This is a genomic window from Henriciella sp., assembly GCF_049649345.1.
Classification (GTDB): domain Bacteria; phylum Pseudomonadota; class Alphaproteobacteria; order Caulobacterales; family Hyphomonadaceae; genus Henriciella.
Window position 1 is genome coordinate 1 of sequence record NZ_JBARZC010000052.1, and the last position, 11,924, is coordinate 11,924.

Annotated in this window: 9 protein-coding genes; 3 read left to right on the forward strand and 6 right to left on the reverse strand. The window is 60.1% G+C overall.

Annotation, left to right across the window (positions count from 1 at the left end; translation table 11 throughout):
- Position 1: 1 nt before the first annotated feature.
- The 3 genes from WA989_RS01325 to WA989_RS01335 form a co-directional block, all read right to left on the reverse strand.
- Positions 2–268, reverse strand: a complete 267-nt coding sequence (locus WA989_RS01325; protein WP_424338730.1) for a hypothetical protein — start codon at positions 266–268, stop codon at positions 2–4.
- 84 nt (positions 269–352) lie between these two features.
- Positions 353–1,420 carry an MBL fold metallo-hydrolase gene (locus WA989_RS01330; protein ID WP_424338731.1) on the reverse strand — a complete coding sequence of 356 codons (1,068 nt, stop codon included), beginning with the start codon at positions 1,418–1,420 and terminating at the stop codon, positions 353–355.
- A 56-nt stretch (positions 1,421–1,476) separates the two neighbouring features.
- A complete protein-coding gene (locus tag WA989_RS01335) occupies positions 1,477–2,856 on the reverse strand; it encodes an L-serine ammonia-lyase (protein ID WP_424338732.1) in 1,380 nt (459 codons plus the stop codon).
- Between the two features lie 111 nt (positions 2,857–2,967).
- Between WA989_RS01335 and WA989_RS01340 the strand changes: the two genes are divergently transcribed.
- Positions 2,968–4,455 (forward strand): amidase, encoded by a 1,488-nt coding sequence (locus WA989_RS01340; RefSeq protein ID WP_424338733.1) that lies wholly within the window; start codon positions 2,968–2,970, stop codon positions 4,453–4,455.
- Between the two features lie 86 nt (positions 4,456–4,541).
- Complete coding sequence (locus tag WA989_RS01345; protein ID WP_424338734.1) at positions 4,542–5,546, forward strand: zinc-dependent alcohol dehydrogenase family protein; 1,005 nt, start codon at positions 4,542–4,544, stop codon at positions 5,544–5,546.
- Between the two features lie 110 nt (positions 5,547–5,656).
- On the opposite strand, the gene WA989_RS01350 is transcribed toward WA989_RS01345, so the two are convergent.
- From WA989_RS01350 to WA989_RS01360, 3 genes are all read right to left on the reverse strand, one after another.
- Complete coding sequence (locus WA989_RS01350; protein WP_424338735.1) at positions 5,657–6,430, reverse strand: hypothetical protein; 774 nt, start codon at positions 6,428–6,430, stop codon at positions 5,657–5,659.
- A 12-nt stretch (positions 6,431–6,442) separates the two neighbouring features.
- On the reverse strand, positions 6,443–8,017 hold the full coding sequence (locus tag WA989_RS01355; protein WP_424338736.1) for a hypothetical protein: 1,575 nt from the start codon (positions 8,015–8,017) through the stop codon (positions 6,443–6,445).
- 172 nt (positions 8,018–8,189) lie between these two features.
- Entirely contained in the window at positions 8,190–10,565 is a 2,376-nt protein-coding gene (locus tag WA989_RS01360; protein WP_424338737.1) for an EAL domain-containing protein, read from the reverse strand.
- 295 nt (positions 10,566–10,860) lie between these two features.
- On the opposite strand from WA989_RS01360, the gene WA989_RS01365 reads away from it, so the two are divergent.
- A partial coding sequence (locus WA989_RS01365; protein WP_424338738.1) for a DUF3604 domain-containing protein occupies positions 10,861–11,924 on the forward strand: 1,064 nt, incomplete at its 3' end.

Below are 11,924 nucleotides of genomic sequence, written 5' to 3' on the forward strand. Positions count from 1 at the left end.
CCTATTTATCGACCGTTTTCGAATAATGGTCGTCTTCCTTGCTGCCCAGACGGTCTGCAACAACCTTTATGAACAAAAGCAAAAGGCCGAGGAAGACGATGCCCGGGATGAGGAGAACAAGATGTACCGGAGCGCCGGTTTCCTGAGACACTTCGCCAATCGCGAAGCTGACACCGAGCATGGTCAGCAGGCTGTATATGCCGGCGCCGAGAATGATGAGCCCAAGGCCGATGATGAAAAGTATGTTGGTGCTGCCACGCTCTGTCATGCCATATCCTCGTCTCCGAGCGATCTAGACTAACGTGATGGCGAAAGCTTGGCGAGCCAAACTGCGCGGCTCGTGCAGCAGCGCTCAGGCGGCCGTGTACCAGTCGACGCCATCGGCGTCCCGAGACCGGGCGGCCTTGCCCTCCTCTATCAGGTAATTGAGGTGCGCAATCGCTTCCCCGCTTGCCATCGAGATGAGGTCATCGCCAATCTTCCGGCCGAACACTGCGGGGAACACATCCACAACGCGCTTCGGGCCTTCTTCCAGCCGTCTCAGCAGGCGTGTGAGCGCGGTGTGATGCCCGTTGATCAGATGGTCGAGGCGTTTGTGCGCGCCCCTGAAGGGTTCATTGTGCGCCGGCAGGACCAGCACATCTTCGCTGATCTTGCGCTTCAGCTTGGTGCAGCTCTCAATCCAGTCCTTTAGCGGGTCGGCCGCAGGCTCGGTCGGATGAACCGACACATTGGACGATATCCGCGGCAAGAGCTGGTCGCCTGATATCAGGACATTGAGGGCCTCGCTGTAAAGGCAGGTATGCTCCGGTGAATGGCCGTTGCCGGAAATCACCTGCCAGCGCTCGCCCGCAAGCTCGATCTCGTCGCCATCGCTGAGCCTATGATAGGCATCCGGCATCTGCGAGACGGCGCGCCCAAACCGGCCAAACCGGTCCCGATAGGATTGCAGCTGCGTTTCGTTCCAGCCGGCGGCCCTGTAAAAACTGACCCCAGCTTCCGGCGCTTCGCGGCCTGTATCGGCGATCAGCATGCGGCAGCTCACATATTCGAGCCGGCTGATCCAGAATTCAGCGTCCGGAAACTTGCGGGTCAGCCACCCGGCATTGCCGATATGATCGGGATGCATGTGCGTGACGATGACCCGCCAGACAGGACGTTCGCCCAGCTTGTCCGCGAATATCTTGCGCCAAGCCGCCTTGGTGTCCGGCATCGGCATGCCGGTATCAACAATCGTCCAGCCCTTTTCGCCATCATCGATCAGCCAGAGATTGATCCATTTCAGCGAAAATGGCAGCGGCATGCGAACCCAGTGAATGCCCGGCGCAACTTCCATCGTGTCGCCGACGTCGGGCACCGTCTCACCAAACGGGTAGTCGAGGCCCGGCCTCGCCGGTGTCTTGGTCTGAAAACCATCCATGACGGCGAGTCTGGCACGCGCTGCAGGCGGTTGGAAGACTGACGAAGCGTCAAGCTTCAGCAGGCGATCACATTCACGGCCAGGCCGCCCGTGCTCGTTTCCTTGTACTTTGACGACATATCTATGCCGGTCTGGCGCATCGTCTCGATCACCTGATCGAGGCTCACTTTGTGGTGCCCGGTCCCCTGCAGGGCGAGGCGCGCCGCATTGACGGCTTTCACCGCGCCAAATGCGTTACGCTCGATGCACGGGATCTGGACAAGGCCACCCACCGGGTCGCAGGTCAGGCCGAGATTGTGCTCCATGCCGATTTCGGCAGCAACGCAGCAGACCTCCGCCTCCGCGCCCCAGACCGCGGCGAGCCCGCCTGCTGCCATGGAGCACGCGACGCCGACCTCACCCTGGCAGCCCATCTCCGCGCCGGAGATCGAGGCGCGCTGTTTGTAGAGAAGCCCGATGCCGCCCGCCACCAGCAAGAACTTTCGGGCATGGGGCCGGTTGAGTTGTCCATCCTCGACGCAATAGTGACGCATCACCGACGGCAGAATGCCAGCCGCGCCATTGGTCGGGGCCGTGACGACGCGCCCGCCTGCCGCATTCTCCTCGTTCACAGCCATGGCGTAAACATTGAGCCAGTCGAACAGCTGTTCGCGTTCATTTGAGCCCGGATTGTCGCGCAGCGTCTTGTACAGGCCACTTGCCCGGCGCGAAACATCGAGACCGCCAGGAAGCGTGCCTTCAGCGGCCAGTCCCCGGTCGATACACGCCATCATCGTATCAGCGATTGTGTCGAGGCGTTTCAGCGTTTTCTCTCGCGCGCGGCGGGCATCCTCATTGCGCAGGATCAGCTCGTCCACGCCCCATCCCTCCTGGCGGCAGTGAGCGAGCATTTCCTTTGCAGTTTCAAATGGGTAAGGCGCACCCTTGGCACTGTCGACAAGGTCGCCCTTTGCCGGTTTCTCCATCTGTTTGCGTGATGCGATAAAGCCGCCGCCCGTCGAGAAATAGGTGCGAGAATAGGCTGGCGCGTCGCCCCCTGCGTAGAGATGCAGCGTCATGCCATTCGGATGCAGCGTCGGGTCGGTTTCGGTATCGAAGACGATGTCCTTGACCGGGTTGAAGCTGAGTTCCGGCCCGTCCATCAACTGTATTCGCCTGTCCTGCACCGTTTGCCTGAACCGGGTTTCAGCCTCTTCGGCGTCTGCGGTTTCCGGCTGCATGCCGATCAAGCCGAGGATCACCGCCTTGTCTGTGCCGTGCCCCACCCCGGTGAGCGCGAGCGAGCCCTGCAACTCGACGACGACCCGGCTTGCGCCTTCCAGTTTCCCCGCCTTTTGTGCCTCCATGAGGAAACGCCGTGCGATCCGCATCGGGCCAACGGTGTGTGAGCTGGAGGGGCCAAGGCCAATCCGGAATAGGTCAAGAACTGAGAGCATGTCGGGCTTTTGTTTCGATTGAAACCAAGGGCTAACGCGCTCTTGCTTTCCGGGCAAGCTGGGGGCAGCGTCTGACGAAAACAGGCGGGTACGCCAATACGGGAGGACAGAATGACAAGAATTACCAGACGGACCATGCTGCGAGGCAGCGCGAGTCTTGCGGCGCTGCTGCCATTTGCAGGCGCGTGTGCGCCGGCGCAGGTGCTCTCAGCTGTCGGCCTCCCCTCAGAGACGCTTGATGGCGTCAGAATGGCCGAACTGATCTCCAGTGGGGAGTTCACATCGCTCGACTTCACGGACGCTGCGATTGCCCGCGCGGAAAAGTACAACCCGAAGATCAATGCGATCGCGACGCCGATGTTTGATGAGGCGCGGGCGCGCGCGGCGACATCGCCAACAGGCGCTTTTGGCGGCGTGCCGACCTTCCTCATGGATCTCAGCCAGTGGAAAGGCGCGCCGACCATTTTCGGCAGCCGCGCCTTCAAGGATTTCGTGTCCGAGCGTGACAGTGATTTCGTTGCCCAGTGGCGCAAGAATGGGGTGGTGGCGCTCGGCAAGTCGACTACGCCTGAGGCGGGCCTTATCTCGTCGACAGAGCCACTTCTGACAGGCGCCACACGAAACCCCTGGGATCTGAACCGTATTCCCGGTGGCTCATCAGGCGGATCGGCCGCGCTCGTCGCGGCTCGTGTCGTCCCCTTCGCGCAGGCAAGCGATGGTGGCGGTTCGATCCGTATCCCGGCGGCGTGCTGCGGGCTGTTCGGTCTCAAGCCATCGCGCGGCGCCCTCATTCAGGAACATACTGACGAAGGCGTCGATCTCAGCATCAAGCATGCGGTCACCCTCACCGTCAGGGACAGCGCTGCGCTGTTTGCGGCCGGCGAGGATGCGGATGGCGGTCTTGCCCCGACCGGCATGGTCACAGGCCCCTCGACGCGGCGGCTTCGTATTGCGTTCGCGCCAGACCCCAACAATGGCGCGGCCCTAGATGCTGAAACCCGCGCCGGACTGGAACGCACTGCAGACCTCTGCCGCGCGCTCGGTCATGAGGTGAACGACTGGACGATGCCGTTCGACGGCGTTGAGTTTACAGACCAATTCCTCCTGCTCTGGTCCGCTGGTGCGGCCGGTCTTGTTGATCAGGCCCGCACGGCCCACCCCGGAGCGGATGTGGCGACACTGGTCGAGCCCTGGACGCTCGGTCTCGCGCAGGAATTCATATCCCGGCGCGAACGCTTCCCTGGTGCCGTCAGCTATCTCAAGGCCTTCGAACGCACATATCATGACATGTTCGACGGCTTCGACGTGATCCTCACGCCGACCGTATCGACCCTCCCGCCAGAGATTGGCGAGCAGGCGCCGACACGCGAATACGATGCGCTGCGCGAGTCGGTGGTCGACTTCGCAGCCTTTACCGCCCCGATGAACGTCGCTGGCGCGCCCTCGATGAGTGTACCGGTGCAGTGGAGCGAGGGCGGGCTGCCCATCGGCTCGATGTTCTCGGCCAGGCGCGGCGATGATGGAATGTTGCTGGCGCTTGCCTATGAGCTGGAAGCGACCAAGCCGTGGATCGGGCGCAAACCTCCCCTGCTGGCCTAGGGCGAGGCGCGCAATAATTAAGTCTTGGCTGTCGCTGCGGCAGCGATGATTTGTTCGGGCGAGACCACAACACGGGAGATAGACAGATGAAAGTTGCGAGCGTCAAAAAGCCGGGCGGCCTTGAAAACCTGAAGATCGAGGAACGGCCGGATCCGAAACCCGGCGCCGGCGAGATCCTGGTGCGCGTGCGGGCGAGTTCGCTAAACTATCACGACTTTGTGGTTGTCATGGGCGGCATCCCGACCCCTGACGGGCGCATCCCGATGTCGGATGGTGCAGGCGATGTCGTCGCCGTGGGCGAGGGCGTCACGCGTTTCAAGGAAGGCGACAAGGTGCTCTCCACCTTCTTCCCGAACTGGCATTCAGGCCCGATTGGCGCGGCCGGCTTTGCGAGCGTCCCGGGCGACGGCGATGACGGGTTCGGCGCTGAACTCGTTGCCGCCTCGCAGGAAGCGTTCACGCGCATGCCGGAGGGTTATTCCTACGCCGAAGCTGCCACGCTCACCTGCGCCGCGCTGACGGCCTGGCGCGGCATGTTCGTGGAAGGCAGCGTAAAGCCCGGTGACTGGGTCCTCACACAAGGGACGGGCGGGGTGTCGATCTTTGCGCTCCAGTTCGCCAAGGCGGCGGGCGCGCGGGTGATCGCAACGTCCTCATCCAACGAAAAGCTCGACAAGCTGAAAGAGCTCGGCGCCGACCATGTCATCAATTACAAGGACACGCCCGAATGGGGGAAAAAGGCCTTCGAACTGACAGGCGGGCGCGGTGTCGATGAAGTGGTCGAGATCGGCGGGCCTGAAACGATGGCCCAATCGATTGCGGCCTGCCGTGTCGGCGGGCATATCTCGCTGATCGGCGTGCTTACGGGCGTCTCAGGCGAAGTCCCCACAGCGGCCTTCTTCTCGAAGAACTTGACCATGTCCGGAATTACAGTCGGCTCGCGCGCCCATCAGGAAGACATGATCGCCGCGATCGAAGCGAATGGCATCAAGCCGATCATCTCGGACCACTTCCCGCTCGACAAGATCGCAGAGGCGTTCGGCCATCAGGCCAGCCAGAAGCATTTCGGGAAGATCGTGCTGGATATCTGATCGAAAAAGGCAGCTTCATGGTGAGCGAAGCCGAACCATGAGGCTGCCAATCTAAAATCTTCACACCCTCGCCCTTCGACTTCGCTCAGGATGAGGGTGTTTTTTAGTGTTCAGTTCACAGAGCTGAACTCAGCCCCCGTCTGCTCGAAATAGTCCCGCCAGAAGGCTTTCACGGCGCTCATCGGCAGGTCGTATTCCTGGCGTGGCACGACACGCGTGATGATCTCGACGCCGTCCATGTCAGGCAGCTGGTCAGCCAGCCTGGTCGTTGCGAAGGCCTCCTTGTCCGTGCCGGTGCGGTACATGGAGAACTCGTCCGAGTGCTGCATGAGGTCCGAGATCAGGATGATGCGCCGCTCGCCGCGGGAAGCCTGAAAGTCGGCCCGGTCGGCGATGGAGTAGACCGCCTCGAACAGAGGCGAGCTTGGCTGGCGGTCATCCATCAGCGCGGTCTCGATCTCAGCCGCCATCGGCTCATAGAATGTCTCGCGCCAGGTGTCCTCGATCATGCGCGGGTTCTGCAGGAAGGCGTTCGCATGGTCAGCGCTGCCCGGCGAGCAGTGGCTGTAGACAATCCGCGCATCATAAGGGTCGGCCGAGTTTGGCGTGACCACGGTGAGACGCCCGAAACGCGGTAGGGTGCGCGCTTCTGAATCGACGAATTCGGTCACCCAGCCGAGATCGTTCGGATTGAACGGATCGGACTGATCGATCAGCAGCACAGTATGGGCCGGGTCCTTGCGGTCCATCCTGCAGCCCGTTTCGGCCACGGTGGTTGGCGGCGCCATGAAGGCGGCCAGAGCGAACAGGCCGAACACGCTGGCCAGCATGACGCCTATCATGCTCCGCCAGAACCACGGGCCTTTGTCACGAGATCTTGCCATTCCTTGGCTCCTTTATGCGCTTCGCGCCTGATCGTGGGACTGCCGCTTCTCGCGGATTGCCTGGATATGTTCACCGACACGCTGCTCGATGGACGACAAGCCCTTCTGGACGTGCTGGATATGCTGTTCCATCCATTCGCGCGTGATGTTGAGCGCGGTGATATTGCTCTCGATCCGCTTGATCGCGGCATTCGCCTGCTCGCGTTCTTTCGCATAATCGAACGCTGGCAGGTTCGGCGTGACGATCTCGTCGAAATAGGCCGGGACAGGCGCCTGCTCGCCGAGGCGTTCGCGATTACCATTGCGTTCGCGCCGATGGGCCTGGCGGTACGCGACCTTGAGCGAGCGTTCCTGGTCCCCTGCCCTTGCTGCGATTTCCACCGCGATGTCGCGGCGCGTCTCAAGCATGTTGATCGACTTCTCGATCTCGCGCTTGGCCGCGATATGGCGGTTCTGCTGGGTCTCGAAGAACATGCGCGAGCGCGAAAAGAAATCCGAGAGGTCATCGCGCACACCATTGCGCACCTGCTGGCGTTTTTCGTAGGCCGCCCGCTCCTTGCGCCAGACCCGGCCATAGCCCGGAAAGCGGTCGGAAATGCGGTCATAGCCTTCATAGACCGCGATACCGAACACGGTGAGACCGATCAGCAGAAGCGCAATCGCGACAAGACTGTCGAGCCCGAAAATGTTCGGGAACATGCCGGCCATGACGTCTGATGGCGCAATCGCAAACATGGAGAAACCGGCAAGCGAGCCTTCGGCGAGCGAATTGTGCAAGGCGATTTCAACGGCATCGCGGAAGTGCGCGATAAAGAAGTTCACAAACAGTCCGCAGCCGACGCAGAGCGCTGCCACGACACCGCCAATGACCTTCATGTAGGTCGCGGGGTGATTGAGATTTCTGAAGCCGAAGAATCCGGCCGTTACGCCGAACAGCACATTCACGGCCGAAATTCCGAAGGCGACCATCATGCCGCCGAGCAGGCCTGAGGATTGCGCGTCCTTGAACAGAAGCGCGTTGAAACAGCCTTCAACAATCATGATGAAAATCAGGATCGCCATCGTCTGCTCGACATTCTTCTTGATGTCGGGCGTGCGCTTGTTCAGCTCATTGCCATAGCGCTCCTTGAAGCTCTCCAGCTCGATGACGGTCGCCTCATGATGGGCTTTCGCATCGGTGGAATCGTCAAACTCGTGGTGGCGGAATTCAGATTCCTCAGCCTTGATCGCTTCTTTGAGCTGATCGGGGTGAATGTCGGCGGGTGTATTGTCTGAAATGAAGTTGCGTACGGCAGACGACGTTACGCTCATCCAGTTTTTCAGATTGCGGCGAACCTCTTCGGCCCGTTCGGCAATCTGCTGCTCGCGCTCGGACCACTGGTCCTCGGTGACGGCTTCCGATGTCGGAATGCCGTCACGTGCATCCTGTTTCGCGACCCTGCGCGTAATCATCCGGCTATAACCCAGCTCGCCCTCTTTAAGCGAGCCTTTCAGACCGTGCTGTTTCTGCTCAATCTTGGGATCGAGCGGTTTGACCGGTTTGGTATATCCGATATCGGCGCCCCAGCGCACCTGCCTTTTCAACATGACCAACCCTCTTAACAATACAAGCGTTGGCGTTAACCAACACGCTGAAAATTGATCGAGAGGTTTAACAAGTTGCTAAGCCTGGATGCCACGCGCATGCCGGCGCAGATCAGGCCATTGAGTTCACGGGCTTTTTTATATGCAGCCCGTTCGAACCTTACAGAATGATAATCTAGCCGGTCGCATTGAGGCCGGCGGCCACCTGTTGGAGCGCTTTCTGATCGAGCGGCTTAGGCCTGCCCAGGAGGTAGCCCTGAAGCTCGCTGCCATGGGCATCGCGAAAGCGTCTCGCCTGAGCTTCCGTTTCCACACCTTCTGCAACAACCGGGATCGACAGCTGAGAGCCGATCAGAAGGATCGCATCGACAATCGCCGCCGCTTTCCTGTCGGTTTCCATCGTGGAGACGAAAGAGCGATCGATCTTGATGCGGTCGAAAGGGAATTGCTGGATGAAGCTCAAGGAGGAATACCCCGTCCCGAAATCGTCGAGCGCGATCAGGATGCCGAGCTTCTTCAACCTCCCGAGGACCTTCGATGCGACCATCGTATTCTGGATGAGGGCCGTTTCGGTGACTTCAAGCTCAAGACGCCCCGGATCGAGCCCGCTCTGCCTCAATGCATCCCTGATGATCATGGAGAGCTTCGGATCCATAAGCTGACGTGCCGAGAGGTTCACCGAGACAATCCAGGTCCTGTCCCAAAGCGCTGCGTCCGCGCATGCCCTGTAGATGCACCACCGGCCGATATCCTTGATGACATGACTCTGTTCGGCAGCCTCGATAAAGTCATTCGGCATGACAAGCTCATGGCCGGGCCGGTTCCAGCGCACCAATGCCTCATGGCCCAGAATGCGCCTCGTCTTGGCGCAGACCTTGGATTGATAGTGCAGCTCGAACTGGTTCTTTTCGACCGCTACCTCAAGATCGGCCTCCAGCAGTTTGCGCTCTTCAGTGCTGTTATGCAGCTCGGCGTCATAAAAATGCACCCTGCGCCCTGATTGCTTGGCAGCTTGAAGCGCCCGGTCCGACGCCTTCAGAAGCGCCAGCGGATCGCCCCACATCTGCGCGGAAGAAATCCCGACGCTGGCCGAAACGCGAATGATGAGCGACGACGTATAGGCAATCGGACTCGCGAGGTCGGCAGCGCATTCCTCTGCAAGCCGGAGCAGAAGCTCTTTATTCGTTCCATCGTGATAGATGACACCGAACTCGTCCGCACCGAAACGCGCCACGAAGGCTGTTGGTCCGAAGACGTCCATCAGGCGGCGCGCCGACGCAATCAATGCCAGATCTCCGCCATGCGGCCCGAACTGGTCGTTCACATCCTTGAAGTTGTCGAGATCGACCACAAACACGCTGAAGTTCCGCTCAACCGGCGTGGCGCCAGCGGTCAGATCTTCAAGCTTCTTATGGAAGGCAGCGCGGTTGGGAAGTCCGGTCAGCTGATCAACATAGGCAAGGCTGCGAATGTGCGCTTCGTTGCGGATACGCTCGCGCAGATCATACAGCGTGACCGCCTGGAGGCCATCACGGTCGTCTTCCAGGGATCTCAAAGAAATGTCGACGGGAATGTAGTCGTCGGCCACCTTGATTTTCTGCTCGCCTGAAACCTGCCGGTCCAGATTATGAGGATCAACAATCGTCGTTCCCAGAAGCTCATTGATATTGAGACCGGTCAGGCTGTTGCGGTCCTTACCGAGCAGCCCTTCGACGGCGTCATTCGCCTCTACGACCGTGCCGTTCGGCCCGACTACGAGGATCGCCTCGCTGGCGGCATTGACGAGAAGCGACATCCTGCGCTGTTCGCGAAAGCGAAGGCGCGCAATCACCGAATCCATGCCTGCGGCCAGAGCGGCGAGGACAATCATCGCAGCGACGCTGAACACGATCCAGCTGCTCAGCGTTGCGGTGTCTACTTCCCACCCGACGGTCGAATAGCCCTTGAGCGGGATCAGCTCGATCGCCGACATGCCGATGAAGTGCAGGCTTGCCACGCCCAGCAGAGTGAGGACCAGACCGACATAGTTGAGCAGGCGCTTGCTGGTGCTGAGGCAGAGGCAATAGGTCAGCGAGAAGAGAACAAAGCTCACCGCGACAGAAGCAGTGACATAGTCCGTATCATACTCGATCAGGGCCGCCTGTTTAAGCGCTGTCATGCCGTAATAATGCATGCCCGCAACTGTCGCAGTGACCACGACACTGCTAATGGCGCGGCGCAGCATGGTCATTCCCGTAATCAGGATCTGGCTGACGGCGACACAGCCGGCAATGGCCATCGAGACCGATAGCAGCGTCGTTGCACCATCATAGTGGACTTCAAATCCCGGGCGATAGCCAAGCATCGCGACAAAATGCGTCGCCCAGACACCTGCCCCGAGGACCGAACCCGAAAGACATGCCCAGACGCGCTTGCGCAGAATACTGTCGCTTTGCACGCCGCGGTGAAAAACAATCACCGAACAGGCTGAGCCGACAATACAGATGACAATAGCCGTCAGAACATAGAGGAACTGGTGCTCGTCACGCAGGCATGAAAGAATCTGGTACATTAATGGCTCCCAGTCTCCTACGTGTATGCGGGAAGTAAAAATATCGTTCCATATCAGATGGTTAATGCAGTGGCCCGCCCTGTTAACCACGCGGGTTTGGCTGGAAGCAGACGCCTCTGCATACTTGGGTTGGACGCCCGGCTCCGCCGGAAGCTTTGCAGGCCAGGCTCAACGTGCCGCAAATATTGCGCTTGAAATTCAGGGGCTTTGGCAGTGAAGTCCGCAAAGAGTCCGAAAACGGACCTAAAATGCGGTGAGCCCGGCCCATGCCGGCGACACGGCGAGGGAGGAAAAAGTGAAACCTATTGGATATGTGTCAGGCTTCGCACTGGCCACTGCACTCTCGGCGTGCTCGCCCGGTGAGACGATCGCCTCCGAGACAATTCCGGCGGCCGAGGCAGAGACCCCCACCCCTGCTCCGCAACAGACCGCATCGCCGACCCGCAATGCCTATTTCGGCGACCTTCACATCCATACGAGAAGCAGCTTCGACGCATATATTTTCAATGTCCGGCGCACGGCCGATGACGCCTATCGCTTTGCCAAGGGCGAGACGATCAAACACCCTTCGGGCTTCGATATGACGATCGCCGGTGGCCCGCTCGATTTCTACGCTGTCACCGACCATGCTGAATATCTCGGCATCCTGCCCGCTATGGACACGCCCGGCACCAAGCTCAGCGAATCGCCCCGCGCCAAGGACATGTTCTCAATGGACCCTGCCAAGATCACAGCAGCCTTCCAGGGCGTCGGCGCCTCAGTACGCTCCGGCGAACCGATCGAGGACATGCTCGACCAGACAGTCATGAATTCGGTCTGGCTGGAAAATGTCGAGGCCGCCGACCAGCATTATGAGCCAGGCGTGTTCACGACCTTCGCGGCCTATGAATACACCTCTGTCACGACCAATGCTGAAGACGGCACGTTTGGCGGCGGCAATTTGCACCGCAATGTCTTCTTTCGCGGCGAGGCCCCTATCCGGGCCTTCTCAACGCTCGATTCGACCAATCCTGAAGACCTCTGGGACTGGATGGACGCCCAGCGCGAGGCCGGGATGGAATCGCTCGCCATACCGCACAATTCGAATGTGTCGAACGGGCAGATGTTCAAGCTCGAGACCTATGATGGCGACCCCCTCACAGCCGCCTATGCCGACCAGCGCATGCGCAATGAGCCTCTGGTCGAGGTCACGCAGGTCAAGGGCACATCCGAAACTCATCCGGACCTCTCGCCCAATGATGAATGGGCAGATTTCGAGATCTACGACCGCCTGCTCGCCTCGTTTGATGTCTCCGCCACGGATGGAAGCTATGTCCGCCAAGCCTATCAGAGAGGCCTTGGTCTGGAGGACACACAAGG

Excerpts from the sequence above, each read along its gene's own strand:
- WA989_RS01325 (WP_424338730.1), bottom strand. The coding sequence starts at position 268 with ATGACAGAGCGTGGCAGCACCAACATACTTTTCATCATCGGCCTTGGG.
- WA989_RS01330 (WP_424338731.1), bottom strand. The coding sequence starts at position 1,420 with ATGGATGGTTTTCAGACCAAGACACCGGCGAGGCCGGGCCTCGACTAC.
- WA989_RS01360 (WP_424338737.1), bottom strand. The coding sequence starts at position 10,565 with ATGTACCAGATTCTTTCATGCCTGCGTGACGAGCACCAGTTCCTCTAT.
- WA989_RS01340 (WP_424338733.1), top strand. The coding sequence starts at position 2,968 with ATGACAAGAATTACCAGACGGACCATGCTGCGAGGCAGCGCGAGTCTT.
- WA989_RS01350 (WP_424338735.1), bottom strand. The coding sequence starts at position 6,430 with ATGGCAAGATCTCGTGACAAAGGCCCGTGGTTCTGGCGGAGCATGATA.
- WA989_RS01335 (WP_424338732.1), bottom strand. The coding sequence starts at position 2,856 with ATGCTCTCAGTTCTTGACCTATTCCGGATTGGCCTTGGCCCCTCCAGC.
- WA989_RS01355 (WP_424338736.1), bottom strand. The coding sequence starts at position 8,017 with ATGTTGAAAAGGCAGGTGCGCTGGGGCGCCGATATCGGATATACCAAA.
- WA989_RS01345 (WP_424338734.1), top strand. The coding sequence starts at position 4,542 with ATGAAAGTTGCGAGCGTCAAAAAGCCGGGCGGCCTTGAAAACCTGAAG.